We start from the raw sequence: 20,860 nt of genomic DNA on the forward strand, positions 1-20,860 counted from the left end.
CGCGGGACGATGCGGCGACGAGTTCCTGTTCGACGGCAAAGCGTTTGCCGCCGCCGTGGGCGGGTATGCCGGTCAGTGTGCCGCAGGCGGTGAGGACGGGTGGGATGGGGAGGAGCAGGATTTTCATAGCGGGGTTTGTTTTGTTTTGAACGAGTTTTGAGTATAAAGGGATTTTAAGGGTTTGTAAACGAAAGAGGCAAAAATGCCGTCTGAAAAGCGGAACGGACTTTCAGACGGCATTTTGACTGTTTAAAGCGGCGGCAGTTCTACAAACGGAAAGAAATGCTGAAACTTCTGATAAATTTCAGGATATTTCTCTAAGGCTTTTAATGCTTTTTCTTTTGAAACTGGAGGGTCATAGACATCTATCCCCCTTAAGAAGGCAATGCCTGTTAATGCATTATCCTGATTTTTTGATAAGTTATTTTCGGGAACAAATCCTATAATATCAATTAGATGGAATAGTGATTGAAGATCTGTTAAATCAAAAAAATAATTTGGAATTTCATCTAAGTCCATTTCCCTTATGATTTTTTCGACCCACATTTTAAATTCAGTAATATTGATTGCTTGGCAATATATACTACCTAGGGCAAAATTTAAGTCAGTGCTATTTTCTTTATAAATTTTCCACATAATTATCTTCTTGTGTTCATCGCTTTCCAGCCGATACATCCGGTATCTTGATGATGCCAAGTGTAATCCTTTATTTTAGTTTCTCCTTTTCCGTCAAACGCTCCTTTGGTTACCTGCTTTGTATCAAAAATGCCGTCTGAACGGCAGGACGGTCTTTCAGACGGCATTTGTGCTCAATAATAATATCCCGCGCCCAGAATACACGGTTTGGATGCGCCGGTTGCTTTGTGCGGACTACTGGGAATGCGATTAATCCAACACGCCGCCAACCACGCAAATGCGGCGGCTTCTACCCATTGCGGATCGAGGTTCAGTTCGGCGGTGCTGTGCAGGGAAACGCGTGTGCCGAAACATTCTGCCAAATCCGCCATTAAAACAGGATTGCGGATGCCGCCGCCGCAAATATACATTTGACGGGCATTTGCCGCTGCGTGTGAGACGGCGTCGCAAACGGTTTGCGCGGTGAATCGGGAAAGCGTCCGTAATACGTTGTATCGGTTTTCGCCGCCGTCAAGGTAGGTTTCGAGCCAATTTAGGGCAAACAGTTCGCGCCCCGTGCTTTTGGGGTGGGGTTGTGAGAAATACGGGTGGGCGAGCAGCCTGTCGAGCAGTTGCGGCAATATGTTGCCTTGTGCCGCTTTTTCACCGTTTTTGTCGTAAGGCAGCTGCCAGTGTGCCTGCGTCCACGCGTCCATCAGCATATTGCCCGGCCCTGTGTCGAAGCCGAAGGCGGGTGCGTCGGGGGGGAGTACGCTGATGTTGGCAATCCCGCCGATGTTCAGTACCACGCGTGTTTCTTTGTCGTCGCGGAACAGGGCTTCGTGAAAGGCGGGGACGAGCGGCGCACCTTGTCCGCCGGCAGCAAGGTCGCGGCTGCGGAAGTCGCCGACGGTAAAAATCCGCGTCAGTTCCGCCAGCAGCGGCAAATCGGCAANCTGTACGCTGTAACCGTGTTCCGGCGCGTGTCGGACGGTTTGCCCGTGGCAGCCGAGGGCGGTAATGTCGGACGGCGCGAGGTTTTGCTTGTTTAATAGTTCGCCCACGGTTTGCGCGTACAGGCGGCTGAGTTCTTGCGACAAAATCCTGCTGCGGTGCAGTTCGTCTGTTCCTATATTTTGCAAAGCAAGCAATGCTGCGCGCAAATCGTCAGGGTAGGGTATAAAGGCGTGCCCTTCCGCGCCCAGCCATTTGCCGCCGTCCATACGTATCAGTACGGCATCCGCCCCGTCCATGCTGGTTCCCGACATGATGCCGATGTAAAGCTGTGTTTCCATCATCACTTCCAAACTGGTGCAAAACGCCATTTTAACGTGTATTGACGCTCGTATACCGATTTGCTGCCGCAGTGTAAATAAATGTTTCAAGACGGATTGCAAAAGGTTACAATATCCGCGAAAACCCTTCTGTGTTCACTAAGGAATCTTCCATGGCTCAAACTCAAATGAGTGCGAACTTGAAACTGATTAACGCCGTCTTTGCCGCCATGCTGGTAGGCATAGTCGGCTATTTTATCTATTGGGGTTTGGGTTATACCCACTACAATAACAGCGTGCTTTTCATCATCGCCACCATGTTCGGCGTGTTTATGGCGTTTAATGTCGGCGGCAACGATATTGCCAATTCTTTCGGTACCAGCGTCGGTTCCGGCACGCTGACTATTCCGCAGGCTTTGCTGATTGCGGCGGTGTTTGAAGTCAGCGGCGCGGTCATCGCGGGCGGTGAGGTAACCGATACCATACGCAAAGGCATCGTCGATTTGAACGGTATGAACCTCGAGCCCATGCAGTTTGTGTTTATCATGATGTCTGCACTCTTGGCGGCGGCGTTGTGGCTGCTGTTCGCGTCCCACAAAGGCCTGCCGGTTTCGACGACGCACGCGATTATCGGCGGCATCGTCGGCAGTGCGTTGTGTATGGCGGTTATGAACCATGCCGACTGGGGAACGTTGATTCAGTGGGGAAAATTGGGAGAAATCGGGATATCTTGGGTGCTGTCGCCTGTTTTGGGCGGTGCGGTTTCCTATTTCCTGTTTTCCCGCGTTAAGAAAAATGTCTTAGATTACAATGCTTGGGCCGAAGGTACGCTCAAAGGCATCAAGCAGGAGAAAAAGGCCTATAAAGAACAGCACCGCCTGTTTTTCGAGGGTTTGTCTGAGGCTGAAAAAGTTGAATACGCCACCAAAATGGCGCACGACGCGCAAATTTACGATGAGCCTGAATTTGATCCGCAAGAGCTGCAATCGGAGTATTACCGCGGTCTTTATGCGTTCGATAACCGTAAAAACAATGTCGATTCTTACAAGGCGTTGCACTCTTGGGTTCCCTTTATCGCTTCGTTCGGCGCGATGATGATTTCCGCTATGCTGATTTTTAAGGGCTTGAAAAACCTACATTTGGGGATGAGCAACGTCAACAGCTTCCTGACTATCTTTATGATAGGTGCGGCGGTGTGGATGGGTACGTTTGTTTTTGCAAAAAGCCTCAAGCGTAAAGATTTGGGCAAATCGACCTTTCAGATGTTTTCATGGATGCAGGTCTTTACCGCATGCGGTTTCGCATTCAGCCACGGGGCGAACGATATCGCCAACGCCATCGGTCCGTTTGCCGCGATTATGGATGTTTTGCGGACGAACAGTGTTGCCGCGCAAAATGCTGTTCCACCGATTGCCATGCTGACCTTCGGTATCGCACTGATTGTCGGTTTGTGGTTTGTCGGTAAAGAGGTAATTAAAACCGTCGGTACGAGTTTGGCGGAAATGCATCCTGCTTCGGGATTTACCGCCGAACTGTCCGCCGCCTCTGTTGTGATGGGTGCGTCGCTGATGGGGCTGCCTGTTTCCAGTACGCATATCTTGGTCGGCGCGGTACTCGGTATCGGTCTAGTCAACCGTAATGCCAATTGGAAACTGATGAAGCCCATCGGTTTGGCGTGGGTCATTACCCTGCCTGCCGCCGCCGTATTGTCGGTTGCCAGCTATCTGGTTTTACAGGCAGTGTTCTGATTGTTAAACGATTATGCCGTCTGAACTTCCTTCAGACGGCATTTTTGTTTGCAAGTTCGGTTTGGCGGAAATATGGGTTTATAGTGGATTAACTTTAAACCAGTACAGCGTTGCTTCGCCTTAGCTCAAAGAGAACGATTCTCTAAGGTGCTCAAGCACCAAGTGAATCGGTTCCGTACTATCTGTACTGTCTGCGGCTTCGTCGCCTTGTCCTGATTTTTGTTAATCCACTATATATGTCAGGCAGGGAGCAGGCTGCTGTATCGTTATGAGAAGGCATCGATATTCCGGAAAACAGGTTGTAAAAAATAAAATGCCGTCTGAACTTCTTTCAGACGGCATCCGTATATTTGAAATACAGTCAGACGGTTTGTGAGTATTTCGCCCTGGTTTCTTTATGGCGCAAGTGGTAGTCGAACACCATAGCGATGTTGCGGATGAGGAAGCGTCCCTTCGGGGTAACAGTCAGTTTCTGCTTGTTCAGGCTGATGAGCCCCAAGCCTGCAAGTTTTTCTAGATCGGCGAGTTCGTCTTGGAAGTAACGGTCGAACGGGATACCGAATATGTCTTCGTAAACACGGTAGTCGAGCGCGAAACGGCACATCAAATCCTGAATGATGCTGCGGCGCAGGATGTCATCCTGATTCAGCTGGTAGCCGCGCATGATGGGCAGTCTGCCTTCATCGATGGCGGCATAGTAGGCATCGATGTCTCGTTCGTTTTGGGAGTAGGTGTTGCCGATTTTACCGATGGACGACACACCGATGGCAACCAGGTCGCAATCCGCATAGGTCGAGTAACCTTGGAAATTGCGTTGCAGCAATCCTTCTTCGAGGGCGACAGACAATTCGTCGTCCGGTTTGGCGAAATGATCCATGCCGATGAAGACGTAGCCGCGTTCGGTCAGGGTTTGGACGCAGTATTGCAGCATATCGAGTTTTTCCTCGCTGTCGGGAACGGCGGCGGTATCGATGCGGCGTTGTGGTTTGAAAACATGCGGCAAGTGGGCGTAGTGATAAAGGGCGAGGCGGTCGGGATCAAGCGACAAAACGGTATCGATGGTGGTTTTAATGCTTTCGGAAGTCTGATGCGGCAGGCCGTAAATCAAATCGACGCTGACGGATTTAAACCCTGCTTCACGGGCGGCATCGATGACTTCTTTGGTTTCTTCGTAACTTTGGATGCGGTTGACCGCCGCCTGCACTTTGGGGTCGAAATCCTGAATGCCGACACTCATACGGTTGAAACCGAGTCTGCCGAGCATGAGGACGGTATCCCGACTGACTTTGCGCGGGTCAATTTCGATGGAATATTCGCCGGTGGGGATTAACTCGAAATGTTTGCGGATCATGCGGAAAACACGTTCGATTTGGTCGTCGCTTAAGAAGGTTGGCGTGCCGCCGCCGAAGTGCAGTTGGGCAAGCTGGTGCCGTCCGTTCAGATGTGGAGCGAGCAGTTCCATTTCTTTTTCAAGGTATTCGATATAGGCATCGGCGCGGCTCTTGTCTTTGGTAATGATTTTATTGCAGCCGCAGTAGTAGCAGATGGTATTGCAAAAGGGGATGTGAATGTAAAGGGAGAGCGGTTTATTTAACATTCCCGTACTGCGTAAATGTAAAGCTTTGATGTACTCCCCTTCTCGGAAGCCGTCATGGAAACGGTCTGCAGTAGGGTAGGAGGTGTAGCGCGGACCGCTGGACGGCAGGCTGGCAATCAGTTCGCGGTCAAACTCGGGACGGTTATTGGCATTGTGATTGTTCTGTATCTGTATAATTTTCATGGTGCGTGTTCAATTTTATGATGTTAGTCAAATTTTGGATAGTTTGGTAGAATGCCGCAGTATGATAAACCTGTCTTGATATGTGTCAATAAACACATAATCATGATGGGGCAAAGCGCACAAAAAGGTACGGTATGACTTCGCATAATACTACACATCAGATGAAAACGCTGTGTTCTTCCTGTTCCCTGCGGGAACTCTGTCTACCTGTCGGATTACTACCCAACGAGTTTACCCAACTCGATGCCGTTATTCGCCAAAGCCGCCGCCTGAAAAAAGGCGAATACCTGTTCCGTGCCGGCGAAGCCTTTACTTCGCTCTTTGCCATCCGTGCAGGCTTCTTCAAGACAACCGTCGCCAGTCAGGACGGACGTGATCAGGTAACGGGTTTTTTTATGTCGGGCGAACTCATCGGCATGGACGGCATCTGTGCCCATGTGCACAGTTGCGACGCGGTCGCCTTGGAAGACAGCGAAGTATGCGAGTTACCGTTTACCCATATCGAAGAGCTCGGTCAGAATATCCCAAGCCTGCGTACCCACTTTTTCCGCATGATGAGCCGCGAAATTGTGCGTGATCAGGGCGTGATGTTGCTTTTGGGCAATATGCGTGCAGAAGAGAGGATTGCCGCCTTTCTGTTAAACCTCTCCCAACGCCTTTATTCCCGCGGTTTTGCTGCCAACGATTTCATCCTGCGCATGTCTCGTGAAGAAATCGGCAGTTATCTCGGGCTGAAACTTGAAACCGTCAGCCGCACATTATCCAAATTTCATCAGGAAGGGTTGATTTCCGTCGAACACAAACACATCAAGATCCTCAATCTGCAGGTGTTGAAAAAAATGGTGTCCGGCTGCTCGCACGCCATTTGATTAACCTGTACGAACATTTCAGACGGCATTCTCAATAAACACAGGGCAGAAGAAAACATCTGCCCTGTTTGTTTTATCTGCCGCAAAATGCCGTCTGAAAACCGGCAACCGCCTAAATCGAAAAATCCTCGCTGATGGGCGTGTACAGAATCCTGTCCACCTTCTCGCGCGTCAGGTGCGGCGCAAACGCTTGGATAAAGTCGTAGGCATATCCGCGCAAATAAGTATCGCTGCGCAAAGCAATCCACGTCGGCGACGGCTCGAACAGGTGTGCCGCATCCACAAGCTGCAAATCGTCATCCGTATCCAGGTTGTAGGCCATCTTTGCCATCAATCCCACGCCCAAACCCAAGCGTACGTAAGTTTTTAATACGTCCGTATCTGCTGCAGCCAATGCGACATCGGGTTGTTCCAAACGAGCTTTGGCGAATGCCCGTGCAATGCTGCTGCCCGTGTTGAACGCAAATTCATAAGTAATTAGTGGAAATCTTGCCAAATCTTCAATGCGGAGGGGATTTCTGCATTCGAGCAAGGGGTGGTCGTTCGGTACGATAACCGCATGAGTCCAGTCGTAGCAGGAAAGTCTTCCCAATTCGGGGTGGTCGTCTATACGTTCCGTAACAATCGCCAAATCCGCCTCGCCTGAGGTAACCATACGTGCGATGGCGGCAGGGCTTCCCTGTTTGATGGTCAGGTTGACTTTCGGATAGCGTTTCACAAAATCGGCAACAATCAAGGGCAGGGCATAACGCGCCTGAGTATGTGTTGTGGCTACCGTCAGCGAACCGCTGTCGTGTCCGGTAAACTCGCTGCCGATATTTTTAATGTTCTGTACATCACGCAAAATACGTTCTGCAATATCCAAAACCGCCTTGCCCGGCTGAGAGACGGAAACCACGCGCTTGCCGCTGCGGATAAAAATCTGAATGCCGATTTCTTCTTCCAACAATTTGATTTGTTTGGAGATGCCGGGTTGTGATGTGAATAAGGCTTCGGCCGCTTCGGAAACGTTCAGGTTGTGCCGGTAAACTTCTAAGGCGTATTTTAATTGCTGTAATTTCATGGCGGGTCGGTGTCGGTCTGTGTCGGGTAGCTGAACATTGTTTATAATTTATCATATTTTCTTGCCGGTACGGTATGGGGCTTTGCCGTTGTGTTTGTTGTTTTTGTGCAACGGCAATCGTGCGATATGGAAAAAATCCCCCTAAAGTAATGACACGGAATTGATTTTTCGGCATGATAGACTATCAGGAAACAGGCTGTTTTACGGTTGTTTTCAGGCGTTGAGTATTGACAGTCCGCCCCCTGCTTCTTTATAGTGGAGACTGAAATATCCGATTTGCCGCCATGTTTCTACAGCGGCCTGTATGTTGGCAATTCAGCAGTTGCTCCTGTATCTGCTGTACAAATTTAATGAGGGAATAAAATGACCAAACAGCTGAAATTAAGCGCATTATTCGTTGCATTGCTCGCTTCTGGCACTGCTATGGCGAGCGAAGCTCATATTCACGGTTATACCGTGAGCGGCCAATCACAAGAAGTCGTACGCAACAACTACGGCGAATGCTGGAAAAACACCTACTTCGACAAAGCAACACAAGGTCGCGTAGAGTGTGGCGATGCAGTTGAACCGGCTCCTGTTGCTGTTGTAGAGCAGGCTCCGCAATATGTTGACGAAACCGTTTCTCTGTCTGCCAAAACCCTGTTCGGTTTCGACAAAGACGTACTGCGTGCCGAAGCCCAAGACAACCTGAAAGTATTGGCCCAACGCTTGGGTCAAACCAACGTACAATCCGTACGTGTTGAAGGTCATACCGACTTTATGGGTTCTGAAAAATACAACCAGGCCCTGTCCGAGCGTCGCGCCAACGTAGTGGCAAACTACTTGGTCAGCAACGGTGTGCCTGCCTCTAAAACTTCTGCTGTCGGCTTGGGCGAATCTCAAGCGCAAATGACTCAAGTTTGTGAAGCCGAAGTTGCCAAACTGGGTGCAAAAGCCTCTAAAGCCAAAAAACGTGAGGCTCTGATTGCATGTATCGAACCTGACCGCCGTGTTGACGTGAAAATCCGCAGCATCGTAACCCGTCAGGTTGCTCCGGCTCATGTTCACACCCAACAATAAGCTTTAAAAGCATCTCGCCGATGGGTAGGGTTGGATTTCTCTTCTGTATAAGAGAAGAGGTTTACGTATCAAACTTTAATCGGTTCTGATGAAACAAAACAAACCCCGCTTTTGCGGGGTTTGTTTTTAGGATGCTTGCGGAAACGGTTATTGTCAGAATATGGGGTAGGGTTTATGCTTCATCAAAATTTTCCTGGTGCTTGAAACTCCGGTTTTGAAGGCGATAGAATTTGGATTTGTTTGTGAGGGAACAAACTCTCTCAAATCAGTGCTGTACGCGGTGCTGCGTTTTATGTGCGGTACTGCGTAAAATACAGCAGATTAATAAAAATCAACATGGCGGTGCGTTCGGACATTTTGCGACATGAAAGAATTTGACTTCATCAAACGGTATTTGCGAACAGACACGGATAAGGATGTCGTATTGGGCATAGGCGACGATGCGGCGATTGTCCGCCCGCGTGAAGGCTTCGATTTGTGTTTCAGTGCGGATATGCTGCTGAAGGACAGGCATTTTTTTGCAGATGTCAAACCTGAAGACTTGGCTTGGAAGGTTTTGGCCGTCAATATTTCAGATATGGCGGCGATGGGTGCGATACCGCGTTGGGTGCTGCTGAGCGCGGCGTTGCCTGAATTGGATGAGGTATGGCTGAAACGGTTTTGCGGCAGCTTTTTCGGTTTGGCAAAAAAGTTTGGCGTAACGTTAATCGGCGGCGATACGACCAAGGGCGATATGGCGTTCAATGTAACCATTATCGGCGAATTGCCGAAGGGTAGGGCGTTACGGCGTGATGCGGCGGTTGCGGGCGACGATATTTGGGTGTCGGGGCGTGTCGGTATGGCGGCGGCGGCTTTGAACTGCCGTCTGAAACGGTGTGTGTTGCCGGATGATGTGTTCGCCGAATGCGAACAAAAGCTGCTTCGCCCCGAGCCAAGGGTTGGGCTGGGGCTTGCGCTGTTGCCGTTTGCCAGGGCGGCGCAGGATGTTTCAGACGGCCTCGCGCAAGATTTGGGGCATATCCTGACCGCTTCTGGCAAGGGTGCGGAAATTTGGGCCGATTCGCTGCCGTCTTTATCCGTATTGAAAGATATTTTGCCACGTTCTCAATGGCTGTCTTATACTTTGGCCGGCGGCGATGATTACGAACTGGTATTTACTGCATCGGAAAGTTGCCGCGAAAGCGTGCTTGCCACAGCGGAACGATGCGGCGTGCCGGTAACGCGTATCGGTAAAATCAATGGGGAATGCCGTCTGAAGATTTTGGATAGTGACGGCAGGGAATTGAAACTTCACTCTTCGGGATTTGATCATTTTGGCTGATTTTAAACCTAACTTTGCATGGCTGCTCAAACGGCCGTTGTGTTTTTTGGCATTTGGTTTCGGCAGCGGGCTTGCTCCGTTTGCGCCGGGTACCTTCGGTACTTTGGCGGCGTTACCTTTGGCGTTCGTATTGATTTTAACGGGTGTGGACGGCTTGTTGTTGGCTTTTTTATGTATGGTGCTGTTTATGTGGGGCATACGCATTTGCGCATATGCGGAAAAGGAAACAGGGGTATCCGATCATGGCGGTATTGTTTGGGATGAAATTGTCGCCATGATGTTTGTACTGGCTTTCGTTCCGTTCAAGTGGACGTGGTGGTTGGCGGCGTTTGTCCTATTCCGTCTGTTTGACGCGCTCAAACCGCCTCCGGTCGGCTGGTTTGATAAAAATCTGCATGGTGGGCTGGGTATTATGGCGGACGACATGGCTGCGGCGGTAATGACGTTGATTGTCTTGCAGATTGCGATGCTGTTTTAACCGGGGTTATCTTGCAGAAATGCCGTCTGAATGGTTTCAGACGGCATTTTGTTTAACGTGTTACCGGTTTATATTTAATCCGTTTCGGTTTCGCGCCTTCTTCGCCGAGTCGGCGTTTCTTCTCGGCTTCATACTCCTGATAGTTGCCGTCAAAGAACACCCATTTAGAGTTGCCTTCACAAGCCAAGATATGCGTAGCGATACGGTCGAGGAACCAACGGTCGTGCGAAATCACCATCACGCTGCCGGCAAATTCCAGCAATGCATCTTCCAGCGCGCGCAGGGTTTCTACATCAAGGTCGTTAGACGGTTCGTCCAGCAGCAACACATTGCCGCCGCTCAACAAGGTTTTTGCCAAGTGCAGACGGCCACGTTCACCGCCCGACAATTGACCTGCAATTTTGCTTTGGTCGCTGCCTTTAAAGTTGAAGCGTCCCAAATATTGGCGGGCAGGGATTTCAAACTGTCCGACCTGCAAAATGTCGCGGCCTTCGGCAATGTTGTCGAATACGGTTTTATCGTTTTGCAAACCTTCGCGGCTTTGGTCAATCAGGCTCATTTTCACGGTTTGCCCGATTTTCACTTCGCCGGAATCAGGCTGCTCTTTGCCCGCAATCATTTTGAACAGCGTCGATTTACCCGCGCCGTTCGGGCCGATGATGCCGACAATCGCGCCCGCAGGCACTTTGAAGCTCAAATCGTCAATCAGCACTTTATCGCCGAACGATTTGGAAACGTTCACAAATTCAATCACTTCGTTACCCAAACGCTCGGCAACAGGGATAAAGATTTCCTGCGTTTCATTGCGTTTTTGGTATTCGTAGTTGCTCATTTCCTCAAAACGCGCCAAACGCGCTTTGGACTTGGCTTGGCGGCCTTTGGCATTTTGGCGCACCCATTCCAATTCCTGCTTCATCGCTTTCACGCGCGCGGCTTCGGATTTCGCCTCGTTTTCCAAGCGTTTTTCTTTCTGCTCCAGCCAAGACGAGTAATTGCCTTTCCACGGAATACCGTGTCCGCGGTCGAGTTCCAAAATCCATTCGGCGGCGTTGTCCAAGAAATAGCGGTCGTGCGTTACCGCAACGACTGTGCCGGGGAAGCGCACCAAGAATTGCTCCAGCCATTCGACAGATTCCGCATCCAAGTGGTTGGTCGGCTCGTCCAGTAGCAGCATATCGGGCTTGCTCAACAAGAGTTTGCACAAAGCGACGCGGCGTTTTTCACCGCCGGACAAATTGCCGATTTTGGCATCCCAATCAGGCAGGCGCAGCGCGTCGGCAGCGATTTCCAATTCATGCTCTGCACCGCCGCCCGTGGACGAACCGACCGCAATAATCGCTTCCAAACGGCCCTGTTCTTCCGCCAACGCGTCAAAATCCGCATCGGGATTGGCATACTCGGCATACACTTCTTCCAAACGTTTCTGCGCGGCAGCCACTTCGCCCAAACCGCTTTCCACTTCCTCGCGCACGGTTTTTTCCGGATCAAGCTCAGGCTCTTGCGGCAGGTAGCCGATTTTAATGCCGCCCATCGGCACGGCTTCGCCCTCAAATTCCTTATCCACGCCCGCCATAATCCGCAGCACGGTGGACTTGCCCGCGCCGTTCAAACCGAGCAAACCGATTTTCGCGCCGGGGAAGAAAGAAAGGGAAATATCTTTAATGATGGTTTTCTGCGGCGGCACAACCTTGCTCACGCGCAGCATAGAATAGACGTATTGTTGGGACATGGTTTTCTCGATTCGGTCAAACAAATTTCAGAGACCCATTTTAACCGATTGTATTGATTATTGCTTGCACGGATGATATTTGGAGGAACAACGGAGATAATGATTAAAGGGTTTGTGAATCGTTTGATGTTTATTTTGATTGGTGAACGTGTTTGCCTGCCCTTCAGCCTGCCGTCTGCTTTTTCCAATCGACACGCTCTGCCAAATCGGTATTGAAATGCGCGCCGATGTTTTGCCGCCTTGCGTATGCGGCTTGGGCGACGGCGAGGCTGCATTCGAGCAGGTTGCGGTTTTCGTATTCGGACGCGGTGTGCGGTTCGGTTTGGTTTTGTTTCCAAAGCCGCAGCTGGGCGATGGCGCAGCGCAGGCCGGTATCGTTGCGGAGGATGCCCAGATGGCGTTGGTTGAACGCTTGCAGGACGGGGCGGCTGAATGCGCTTTGGATGCCGTCTGAAAAGATGCCTGCTTCGGAGGAGGGGCTTTCAGACGGCCTTGGAGACGTTTTGGCTTGGAATGCATGTCCGTCCGCGATGGTTTGGGCGGCAAGTCTGGCGGTAACGATGCATTCGAGCAGAGAGTTGCTGGCAAGGCGGTTGGCTCCGTGCAAGCCGGTGCAGGCTGTTTCGCCTAAGGCGTAAAGCTGCGGTAGGGAGGTTCTGCCGCAGGGGTCGGTTTGGATGCCGCCGCAGGTGTAGTGTTGCACGGGGCGGACGGGGATGGCTTGGCGCGTGATGTTCAAACCGCATTGGGACAGGCAGTGCCGATGGATGGACGGGAAATGCTGGCGGACGAACTCTGCAGGTTGATGGCTGATGTCGAGCGAGACGAAGTCTTGCGTTTGTTTGGCGATTTCGGCGGCGATGGCGCGGGCAACGATGTCGCGCGGCGCGAGTTCGGCGCGGCGGTCGTAATGCGGCATAAACCGTTCGCCCGCTTGGTTGGTCAGGATGCCGCCTTCTCCTCGCACGGCTTCGGAAATCAGGAAGGTGCGGCCGTTTTCAGACGGCCTTGCCAATCCTGTGGGGTGGAATTGGATAAATTCGAGGTTTTCGACTGCGCAGCCTGCGCGTATCGCCATGGCGATGGCGTCGCCCGTGCATTCGGGCGGCGTGGTGGTGGCGGCGTAAATCTGCCCGAGGCCGCCGCCTGCGAGTACGGTATGGCGGGCGCGGATGCGGTAGGTTTCTTGCGTTTGGCGGTTGAGGACGGTCAGCCCGCACGCCGCGCCTGATTCGGTTTGGATGTCCAACGCCATCTGCCGCTCGCAAACGCGGATGTTCGGGCGGCGGCGTATTTGGGCAATCAGGCTCTGCATGACGGCTTCGCCCGTGTAATCGGCGACGTGGGCGATTCGGCGGCAGGTGTGCCCGCCTTCGCGCGTCAGGTGCAGGTCGTCAGGATTCCGATCGAACGCCACGCCCTGCGCAAGCAGCCATTCGATTGCCGGTTTGCCCTGCGACAGGATGGTGCGGACGGCGGCTTCGTCGCACAAACCCGCGCCCGCTTCCAAGGTATCGGCAACGTGTTTTTCGATGTCGTCCTCTCCCGACCAGGCCGCCGCAATCCCGCCTTGCGCATGACGGCTGGCGGTGTCGTCCAGCCGGTTTTTGCACAAAATGACGATGCGGAACGATTCAGGCAGCGACAGGGCGAGCGTCAGTGCCGCCAGCCCGTTTCCGGCAATCAATACGTCGCAATCGGTTTGCATGGTGTTGTCCTTGTTTGAGAGGCCGTCTGAAACGGCAATATAGACGGCAAATCAGGCGGGTCCCATGCCGTTGAACACATCCCCGCGTTTGAGTCCTGCCGCGAAGTCGAGCATACGCTGCAAAGGCAGTTTGGCGGCTTCGCCCAGCTTCCTGTCCAACAGGATTTCGTTGCGTCCGCTTGTCAGGGCGTATTTGATGCCGCCCAGCGAATTCATCGCCATCCACGGGCAGAACGCGCAGCTTTTGCAGCTTCCGCCGTTGCCCGCCGTCGGGGCGGCGATAAATTCTTTGTCGGGTGCCTGCTTTTGCATTTCGTGCAGGATGCCTAAATCGGTCGCCACGATGAATTTTTTTTCAGGGCGCGATACGGCGGCTTTAAGCAGTTTGCTGGTCGAGCCGACCACGTCGCCCAGTTCGATGACGCTTTGCGGTGATTCGGGATGAACCAGCACCACCGCATCGGGGTGTTCCACCTTCAACGCCGCCAGTTCCTGCCCCTTGAATTCGTTATGGACGATACACGAACCCTGCCACAACAGCATATCCGCGTCTGTTTCGCGGCGGATGTAGTCGCCGAGGTGGCGGTCGGGTCCCCAAATCAGCTTCTCACCGCGTGATTTCAGATACGACACGATTTCCAACGCCACCGAAGACGTTACCACCCAGTCGGCACGCGCTTTCACGGCGGCGGAAGTGTTGGCGTACACCACCACCGTGTGGTCGGGGTGTTGGTCGCAAAACGCCGAAAACGCTTCTTCGGGACAACCCAAATCCAAAGAACATTCCGCTTCCAAATCAGGCATCAGCACTGTTTTTTCAGGGCAGAGGATTTTCGCACTCTCGCCCATAAAGCGCACGCCCGCCACTACCAGCGTACCGGCTTCGTGTTCCGCACCGAAGCGCGCCATCTCCAACGAATCGCCCACGCATCCGCCCGTTTCCAAAGCCAAATCCTGAATCAGCGGATCAACATAATAATGCGCCACCAAGACCGCGTTTTTCTCCTTCAGCAAAGCCTTGATTTCGTCTTTCAGACGACCTGCCGTCTCGCGGTCGGGCGTGTCGGCAACCTTCGCCCACGCCTGACGGATTTGGCAGGCGGAAGTCGGCGTTTGGATGAGGGGCATATCGTAATCGAACGAGCGGCGGGCGGCGGTTTGCATGATGTTTCCTTGTAGCTGTTTTTCAGACGGCATGAAGGTTTGCCGTCTGCTTTTCAAACTGTTTTATATTATGCTCAACTTGAGTATAATAAGCAAGGTCGTCTGAAAACAGGTTTGCGATACCGCAAAACCGACCCGCTTCGTTCCGACAAACCGCTTTGGTTTATAGTGGATTAACAAAAACCAGTACGGCGTTGGCTCGCCTTAGCTCAAAGAGAACGATTCTCTAAGGTGCTCAAGCACCAAGTGAATCGGTTCCGTACTATCTGTACTGTCTGCGGCTTCGTCGCCTTGTCCTGATTTAAATTTAATTCACTATACAATAAAGCCTTTCCCACCCGCAGAAAGTCGAGCATGGATGCCTACCCCGAAGCCGAAGCCCCGCCGCAAAGCATCGTCGAGCTGGTTCCCGTATTGATTGCCGTTACCGACGGCGGCCTGCGGGTATTAACCGTCACCCAAGGCACACTTCTGCCCAACGGCCCGCTCTCCCCCCTGCGCAATTCCTTGCAGGCAGGCGTGAACCTGTGGGTCGCCAAGCAGACTTCGCAGCCTATGGGCTATGTGGAACAGCTTTACACCTTTGTCGATACCCACCGCCGCAACGAACACGGCATGCCCGTGCTGTACGTCAGCTATTTGGGGCTGGTGCGCGAGGCAGCCGACAGCATCCTGCATCCTGACGCGAAATGGCAGGACTGCTACGGCTATTTCCCGTGGGAAGACTTGCGCACCGACGGCGGACAGCGCGACGCCGTCGTCAGCCGCCTGCGCATTTGGGCAAACTCGGCGGACACGGAGGAAGTCCGCCAAAAGCGGCTCAAGCGCATTCACTTGTGCTGGGGGGTCGAACCGGAAAACTGGTCGGAAGAATACGTTTTGCAACGCTATGAAATGCTGTATGAAAGCGGTCTGATAGCGGAAGCCGCCGAGCCGCAGGCAAATTTCGACTTCGCGCTCACGGGGCAGCCCATGCGCCACGACCACCGCCGCGTACTGGCGACCGCCCTGTCCCGCCTGCGCGCCAAAATCAAATACCGCCCCGTGATTTTCGAACTGATGCCACCCGAATTCACTCTGCTGCAACTGCAACACAGCGTCGAAGCCATCAGCGGCAGATTGCTGCACAAGCAAAACTTCCGCCGCCAGATTCAGCAGCAAAACCTTATCGAGCCGTCGGATACCGGCGTATCGGGCAGCAAAGGCCGTCCCGCGCAGCTTTACCGCTTCCGCGACGACGTCCTGCCCGACAGGCTGATTTCGGACATCGGATTGCCGCTGGGCAGCCGTTAGCCCGTTTTCAGACGGCATCAAATGAAGTTTTGCCCCATCGGTGCAACATTAATCTTTTTCAACAAAGGAAACCCCATGCCGTCTGAAAACACCCTCTTTCCCCTGTCCGACACCCTGTTGCGCCCTATGGTGGAACAAGCCTTGAGCGAAGACTTGGGCAGGCGCGGCGACATTACGTCCGCCGCCGTCATCGCGCCCGACAAAACCGCCAAACTCTTCCTCGTCAGCCGCGAAGGCGGCGTTATCGCCGGCATGGACTTGGCGCGCCTCGCCTTTCAGACGATGGATCCGTCCGTCCGCTTCCAAGCCGAAATCCACGACGGACAAGCTGTCCGCGCAGGTCAGACGCTGGCTGTCGTCGAAGGCAACGCCCGCGCGCTGCTCGCCGCCGAACGCACCGCGCTCAACTACCTCACGCACTTAAGCGGCATCGCCACCGCCACCGCGCGTGCCGTCGTCGAAGTTGCCGAATACGGTACAGACATCGTGTGCAGCCGCAAAACCATCCCCCTGCTGCGCGTCCTGCAAAAATACGCCGTTAGGGCAGGCGGCGGCGTGAACCACCGCATGGGTTTGGACGACGCCGTACTCATCAAAGACAACCACCTCGCCTATTGCGGCAGTATCGTCCAAGCCGTGCGGCAGGCAAAACAGGCGGTCGGACCGTTGACCTGCGTGGAAATCGAAGTGGACACGTTGGCACAACTGGACGAAGCCATCGCAGCGGGCGCGGAACGGATTTTGCTGGACAACATGGACGACGAAACCCTGAAAGAAGCGGCAAACCGCTGCCACACGCAAACCGCCCACCCCCACACCGTCTATTGCGAAGCATCGGGCGGCATCGGCTTCGACCGACTGAAGCGCGTGGCGCAAACCGGCGTGGACGGCATCGCTCTCGGCTATCTGACCCACAGCAGCCGTTCGTTGGACATAGGTTTGGATTTCGTGGCGTGAGTTTTAGGGTGCAGGCGGCTGTCTGATATGTCAGGCAAGGAACCGCTTAACCGTAATCCGGTTATTGCCTCAGGGAGGAAATGCCGTCTGAAATATTCTTCAGACGGCATTTTTCGTGAAGGTCGTGATGCTTTAGAAAAAACAGCATTTCAGGCAGGCGCGATTTAGGCATTTCGGTATTGGAACCATTTGATGAACGGTAGCCGAAAGATACGGCAGTAACGGAGCGGTCAGCCGGAACACCTATCCAATGCATCCATATCTGCCCATATCGCCACTGCGTCTTTCACTACCGCCGGCAACGCTAAAGCCATATCGGTATGTATCTGGTTTTTCTCGTCGAGGATGCGGTGCATCGTCAGGAAGGCACGACCGATACACATCTTGCCCGTATCGTCGGCGGCGATGATGAAATGCCGAACCGGATGTTGGCGTTGGACAGCCTGTCGCGCAGAACGGCCTTGATTCACGGAAAATATCCATAATGGTTTTCTTAAAAAATACGGATGATTCCGCTTGGCGGCAGGGCAGGGGGAAAGGACAGAGGCGGCAGTTTTATGCCGTCTGAAAGCCTGTCTTTACGCTTGTTTGCAAAAATAGTGGGAAAAGGAACATACAATCCTGTACAATGAGCCATAAACAATTGATTTATAATACAATTTATAAAGATAATCACAATCATCCATATCTGCCACCCGTCAATCCGCTTGGCGGGCGGAAAAGGTTTTAGGAATACCGATGAACACAATACCGCTCCACACCATACTCAAACTTATGGCGCATCCCGAACGTATGGCGATACTGATCCAACTGTTGGACGGCGATTGCAATATTGCCGAGCTGTCCGAATCCCTGTCCATGCCTGCGACAGCGGTTTCCAACCATTTGAGCCGACTGCGCGTGGAAGGTCTGGTGGACTTTACGCGTTACCACCGCATTATCGAATACCGCCTGGTTTCCGAAGAAGCAGCGGCGATTCTGCACACGGTTCGCGATTTGGAAAACAAACGCGCGGCATAGTGTTAGAATCCTTTCCTTTTGCCGTCTGAACGTTTCAGACAGCATTTTTCGGAAATGTTATGAAAATCACCACTTGGAACGTCAATTCGCTCAATGTACGTTTGCCGCAGGTTCAGAACCTACTTGCCGATAATCCGCCGGATATCCTTGTTTTACAGGAACTCAAGCTCGATCAGGATAAGTTTCCCGCAGCCGCCTTGCAGATGATGGGCTGGCACTGTGTTTGGAGCGGGCAGAAAACCTACAACGGCGTAGCAATCGTCAGCCGCAGCGCGCCGGAAGACGTGTATATCGGGCTGCCCGCGCTGCCGGACGATCCGCAACGGCGCGTGATTGCGGCAACCGTCGGCGGCGTGCGCGTCATCAATGTCTATTGCGTCAACGGCGAAGCCCTCGACAGCCCCAAATTCAAATATAAGGAACAGTGGTTTGCCGCATTGACGGAGTTTATCCGCGATGAAATGACCCGCTACGGCAAACTGGTGCTGCTGGGTGATTTCAATATCGCGCCTGCCGATGCGGACTGTTACGACCCTGAAAAATGGTATGAAAAAATCCACTGTTCGTCCGTTGAACGGCAGTGGTTTCAAAACCTGCTGGATTTGGGATTGACCGACAGCCTGCGCCATATCCATCCCGAAGGCGCGTTTTACACATGGTTCGACTATCGCGGCGCGATGTTCCAGCGCAAACTGGGCCTGCGTATCGACCATATTTTGGTGTCGCCTGCGATGGCGGAGGCGTTGAAGGATGTCCGCGTCGATTTGGAGACGCGCGCGCTGGAACGTCCGAGCGACCACGCGCCCGTGGCGGCAGAATTCGATTTGTAATTCAGGAAAGGCAAATACCGTCTGAAAATTCGCAGGGTTTCAGACGGCATTTTGATTGAATATCCGTTTAAACGATGAGGTTACAGGGGTATCGCGGTATGGCGGTAACGTCTGCAAGGTTGGACTGCGCTTGCCCGCCATCGGTTGCAATCCGCGTTTTCCCGGCAAACGGCAAGGCGTTATCCATAGAATTACAGTCGGGGAAAAGGGAGATACGGCTGCGCTTGCGGATATGGAAATGCCGTCTGAAGGTTGTTCAGACGGCATTCCTTTTGCGCGGGGCTTACATTTGCTGTGCGGCATTGACGGCGCGTTGGTCGGGGTTGATCAGGATTTCGACGCGGCGGTTTTGCGCTCGGCCTTCAACCGTAGCGTTGGACGCGACCGGCATATGCGAACCGTAGCCGTAAACCGTCAGGCGCGAAGCCGCCACGCCGCGGGATTGCAGATAGTAGGCAACCGCTTGGGCGCGGTGTTGCGAAAGCGGGTTGTTGACGGCATCCGAACCCGTGTTGTCGGTGTGGCCGTTGATGGTCAGCGTGGTATCCGGATATTGCACCAGCGTTTGTGCGGCAGTATTCAGCGCAAATTGCGCATTGTTGCTTAAAACCGCGCTGCCGGTGGCAAAGGTAACGTTTTCGGGCATTACCAGCTTAATCTGGTTACCTTGGCGTTGAACCTGGACTTGTGTGCCGGTAAGGCTTTGGCGGAGCCGCTGCTCTTGATAGTCCATATAACCGCCCACGCCCGCGCCGATTGCGCCGCAGGCAAGCGCGGAATTGCGTGCGCCTTTGCCGCTGTGGGTCAGTGCGCCGACGATGCCGCATACTGCCGCGCCGCCCAAACCGTACATGGCGGATTTGCTTGGGGACTGCTGTCCGGTTACAGGGTCGGCAACGCAGCCGGAAAGCGCGAGTGCGGATGCGGTCAGCACGACGGTAAAGGGTTTGAAGAAAGCCATAATGTGTCCTTTTTCGGGTATAAAGGCCGATGATAAACAATCATGCCGTCCAAATAAGCGGCGTTAACCTGAAATTACCCGATTTTTCCCGAAACAACACCGGTTTGTCGGTATTTGCGCCGAAACTTCCGCCATATCCACAAAAAACGGACCTTGACGTCGTAACCGACCGAGCCAGCACCCAGTATCAGCAATACCGCCGAAACGGGCAGGGCGAAGTGGTGTCCGATTTTATGGTAGCCCCACGCACCGATGATGCCGCCGAGCAGAAAGGCCTGCATCATGCCGCTGAGCAGCCACATTTTGGGTTTGTTGACGCGGACGTGCGGCAAGCGGGGATGGTGGGTTTTGGAGTAATACAGGGCGCGTGAGATTTCGATGCCCAAGTCGGTCGCCGTACCCGTCATGTGGGTCGAGCGGATGGCACCGCCCGATAAAAGCGTCATGACTGTGTTGTGCATCCCCATGATGAAGCAGAGCAAGAACAGCGCGAGGGAAGGGAAGACCAAGCCTCCGTCCGTATCCCATTGCAGCGCGGTAATGCCGAACAGGCCGAAAACCAGCAGGTAAACCGCTTCCAGCCACATCGACAACCCGTAGCTGCCCCGAAAGCGCATTTGCTGCGTCCATAAAATCACCCAGCCCGAATGCGCCGCACCCGCGATGAAACACAACACGCTGACCATCGCCACCGCTGCCGCCGTCCATTGCTTCAGATAAACCATGTCCGCCAGCAGCGACATCGAGCCGGTAACGTGCGACGTGTAGCGGGCAAATGCAAAAAAACCGCCGGCATTGATTGCGCCTGCCAGCAGCGACATGATGTAGCCCAATCGGCGGAAACGCGCATCCGAAATGTGGTGTTCGTGCAGATAGGGGCGGTCGGCCTGCCAAAACGGCGGGATGTGGTGGCGGCTGCGGCGGGCGTGTTTGGCGTGGCGGTCGGATTCGTTCATAATGGGCGGACGGTTCGGAAAGCATGTTCAAGAAC

General features: G+C 53.2%; 22 protein-coding genes and 2 pseudogenes. 9 read left to right on the forward strand and 15 right to left on the reverse strand.

From position 1 onward, the window contains the following. The 4 genes and pseudogenes from ACRPFF_RS08570 to ACRPFF_RS08585 form a co-directional block, all read right to left on the reverse strand. A pseudogene (locus ACRPFF_RS08570) lies at nucleotides 1-127 on the reverse strand (adhesin); the annotation flags it as partial. A 122-nt stretch (nucleotides 128-249) separates the two neighbouring features. Beyond that, nucleotides 250-636: a hypothetical protein gene (locus ACRPFF_RS08575; protein ID WP_314169094.1), complete on the reverse strand. Its 387-nt coding sequence runs from the start codon at nucleotides 634-636 to the stop codon at nucleotides 250-252. A gap of 2 nt (nucleotides 637-638) precedes the next feature. Further along, a complete protein-coding gene (locus ACRPFF_RS08580; protein WP_155114573.1) occupies nucleotides 639-803 on the reverse strand; it encodes a hypothetical protein in 165 nt (54 codons plus the stop codon). Between the two features lie 6 nt (nucleotides 804-809). Then, nucleotides 810-1,910 (reverse strand): anhydro-N-acetylmuramic acid kinase, encoded by a 1,101-nt coding sequence (locus ACRPFF_RS08585; RefSeq protein WP_432674418.1) that lies wholly within the window; start codon nucleotides 1,908-1,910, stop codon nucleotides 810-812. Nucleotides 1,911-2,062: 152 nt separating this feature from the next. Between ACRPFF_RS08585 and ACRPFF_RS08590 the strand changes: the two genes are divergently transcribed. After that, a complete protein-coding gene (locus tag ACRPFF_RS08590) occupies nucleotides 2,063-3,637 on the forward strand; it encodes an inorganic phosphate transporter (protein WP_308031072.1) in 1,575 nt (524 codons plus the stop codon). A 361-nt stretch (nucleotides 3,638-3,998) separates the two neighbouring features. On the opposite strand, the gene hemN is transcribed toward ACRPFF_RS08590, so the two are convergent. Continuing rightward, complete coding sequence (gene hemN / locus ACRPFF_RS08595; RefSeq protein WP_432674403.1) at nucleotides 3,999-5,417, reverse strand: oxygen-independent coproporphyrinogen III oxidase; 1,419 nt, start codon at nucleotides 5,415-5,417, stop codon at nucleotides 3,999-4,001. A gap of 134 nt (nucleotides 5,418-5,551) precedes the next feature. Between hemN and fnr the strand changes: the two genes are divergently transcribed. Continuing rightward, nucleotides 5,552-6,286: a fumarate/nitrate reduction transcriptional regulator Fnr gene (fnr, locus tag ACRPFF_RS08600; protein ID WP_250314358.1), complete on the forward strand. Its 735-nt coding sequence runs from the start codon at nucleotides 5,552-5,554 to the stop codon at nucleotides 6,284-6,286. 112 nt (nucleotides 6,287-6,398) lie between these two features. Here fnr and ACRPFF_RS08605 read toward each other — a convergent pair whose 3' ends face one another. Beyond that, entirely contained in the window at nucleotides 6,399-7,349 is a 951-nt protein-coding gene (locus ACRPFF_RS08605; protein ID WP_432674404.1) for a CysB family HTH-type transcriptional regulator, read from the reverse strand. A 363-nt stretch (nucleotides 7,350-7,712) separates the two neighbouring features. Here ACRPFF_RS08605 and ACRPFF_RS08610 point away from each other — a divergent pair, with 363 nt between their 5' ends. The 3 genes from ACRPFF_RS08610 (at nucleotide 7,713) to ACRPFF_RS08620 (ending at nucleotide 10,207) form a co-directional block, all read left to right on the forward strand. Beyond that, nucleotides 7,713-8,408, forward strand: coding sequence for an OmpA family protein (locus ACRPFF_RS08610; RefSeq protein ID WP_025458266.1), 696 nt, complete (start codon nucleotides 7,713-7,715; stop codon nucleotides 8,406-8,408). 364 nt (nucleotides 8,409-8,772) lie between these two features. Continuing rightward, complete coding sequence (gene thiL, locus ACRPFF_RS08615) at nucleotides 8,773-9,729, forward strand: thiamine-phosphate kinase (RefSeq protein ID WP_411712740.1); 957 nt, start codon at nucleotides 8,773-8,775, stop codon at nucleotides 9,727-9,729. Beyond that, nucleotides 9,722-10,207 (forward strand): phosphatidylglycerophosphatase A family protein, encoded by a 486-nt coding sequence (locus ACRPFF_RS08620; protein ID WP_107859656.1) that lies wholly within the window; start codon nucleotides 9,722-9,724, stop codon nucleotides 10,205-10,207. The genes thiL and ACRPFF_RS08620 overlap by 8 nt, the downstream gene beginning before the upstream one ends. A 52-nt stretch (nucleotides 10,208-10,259) precedes the next feature. Here the strand turns inward: ACRPFF_RS08620 and ettA are convergent, their stop codons facing one another. From ettA to ACRPFF_RS08640, 4 genes and pseudogenes are all read right to left on the reverse strand, one after another. Next, a complete protein-coding gene (gene ettA / locus ACRPFF_RS08625; RefSeq protein WP_432674405.1) occupies nucleotides 10,260-11,936 on the reverse strand; it encodes an energy-dependent translational throttle protein EttA in 1,677 nt (558 codons plus the stop codon). Between the two features lie 163 nt (nucleotides 11,937-12,099). Next, the gene (gene nadB / locus ACRPFF_RS08630; RefSeq protein WP_432674406.1) at nucleotides 12,100-13,644 is read right to left on the reverse strand and encodes an L-aspartate oxidase; all 1,545 of its coding nucleotides are present in this window, start codon (nucleotides 13,642-13,644) and stop codon (nucleotides 12,100-12,102) included. Between the two features lie 51 nt (nucleotides 13,645-13,695). After that, nucleotides 13,696-14,808: a quinolinate synthase NadA gene (gene nadA, locus ACRPFF_RS08635; protein WP_432674419.1), complete on the reverse strand. Its 1,113-nt coding sequence runs from the start codon at nucleotides 14,806-14,808 to the stop codon at nucleotides 13,696-13,698. Between the two features lie 257 nt (nucleotides 14,809-15,065). Then, nucleotides 15,066-15,128 (reverse strand): annotated as a pseudogene (locus ACRPFF_RS08640) (transposase); the annotation flags it as partial. 34 nt (nucleotides 15,129-15,162) lie between these two features. Between ACRPFF_RS08640 and ACRPFF_RS08645 the strand changes: the two are divergent. Both ACRPFF_RS08645 and nadC read left to right on the forward strand, forming a co-directional pair. Continuing rightward, entirely contained in the window at nucleotides 15,163-16,101 is a 939-nt protein-coding gene (locus ACRPFF_RS08645; protein WP_432674407.1) for an NUDIX hydrolase, read from the forward strand. A gap of 75 nt (nucleotides 16,102-16,176) precedes the next feature. Beyond that, nucleotides 16,177-17,058: a carboxylating nicotinate-nucleotide diphosphorylase gene (nadC, locus tag ACRPFF_RS08650; protein WP_432674408.1), complete on the forward strand. Its 882-nt coding sequence runs from the start codon at nucleotides 16,177-16,179 to the stop codon at nucleotides 17,056-17,058. A gap of 61 nt (nucleotides 17,059-17,119) precedes the next feature. On the opposite strand, the gene ACRPFF_RS08655 is transcribed toward nadC, so the two are convergent. Both ACRPFF_RS08655 and ACRPFF_RS08660 read right to left on the reverse strand, forming a co-directional pair. After that, nucleotides 17,120-17,314, reverse strand: coding sequence for a hypothetical protein (locus ACRPFF_RS08655; protein ID WP_432674420.1), 195 nt, complete (start codon nucleotides 17,312-17,314; stop codon nucleotides 17,120-17,122). Next, entirely contained in the window at nucleotides 17,289-17,528 is a 240-nt protein-coding gene (locus ACRPFF_RS08660; RefSeq protein WP_432674409.1) for a hypothetical protein, read from the reverse strand. Before ACRPFF_RS08660 ends, ACRPFF_RS08655 begins: the two co-directional genes overlap by 26 nt. Before the next feature lie 268 nt (nucleotides 17,529-17,796). Between ACRPFF_RS08660 and ACRPFF_RS08665 the strand changes: the two genes are divergently transcribed. Both ACRPFF_RS08665 and xth read left to right on the forward strand, forming a co-directional pair. After that, nucleotides 17,797-18,078 carry an ArsR/SmtB family transcription factor gene (locus ACRPFF_RS08665; RefSeq protein ID WP_025458021.1) on the forward strand — a complete coding sequence of 94 codons (282 nt, stop codon included), beginning with the start codon at nucleotides 17,797-17,799 and terminating at the stop codon, nucleotides 18,076-18,078. A 59-nt stretch (nucleotides 18,079-18,137) separates the two neighbouring features. Continuing rightward, nucleotides 18,138-18,908, forward strand: a complete 771-nt coding sequence (gene xth / locus ACRPFF_RS08670) for an exodeoxyribonuclease III (RefSeq protein ID WP_432674410.1) — start codon at nucleotides 18,138-18,140, stop codon at nucleotides 18,906-18,908. A 39-nt stretch (nucleotides 18,909-18,947) separates the two neighbouring features. On the opposite strand, the gene ACRPFF_RS08675 is transcribed toward xth, so the two are convergent. The 3 genes from ACRPFF_RS08675 to ACRPFF_RS08685 form a co-directional block, all read right to left on the reverse strand. Beyond that, nucleotides 18,948-19,175, reverse strand: a complete 228-nt coding sequence (locus tag ACRPFF_RS08675) for a hypothetical protein (protein WP_432674411.1) — start codon at nucleotides 19,173-19,175, stop codon at nucleotides 18,948-18,950. Nucleotides 19,176-19,191: 16 nt separating this feature from the next. Next, a complete protein-coding gene (locus ACRPFF_RS08680) occupies nucleotides 19,192-19,869 on the reverse strand; it encodes an OmpA family protein (RefSeq protein WP_432674412.1) in 678 nt (225 codons plus the stop codon). Between the two features lie 74 nt (nucleotides 19,870-19,943). Continuing rightward, nucleotides 19,944-20,825 carry a YoaK family protein gene (locus ACRPFF_RS08685; protein ID WP_003749744.1) on the reverse strand — a complete coding sequence of 294 codons (882 nt, stop codon included), beginning with the start codon at nucleotides 20,823-20,825 and terminating at the stop codon, nucleotides 19,944-19,946. Nucleotides 20,826-20,860 lie beyond the last annotated feature (35 nt).

Origin of the sequence: Neisseria sp. SLRRB23 (assembly GCF_050896295.1) — a bacterium.
Taxonomy (GTDB): domain Bacteria; phylum Pseudomonadota; class Gammaproteobacteria; order Burkholderiales; family Neisseriaceae; genus Neisseria.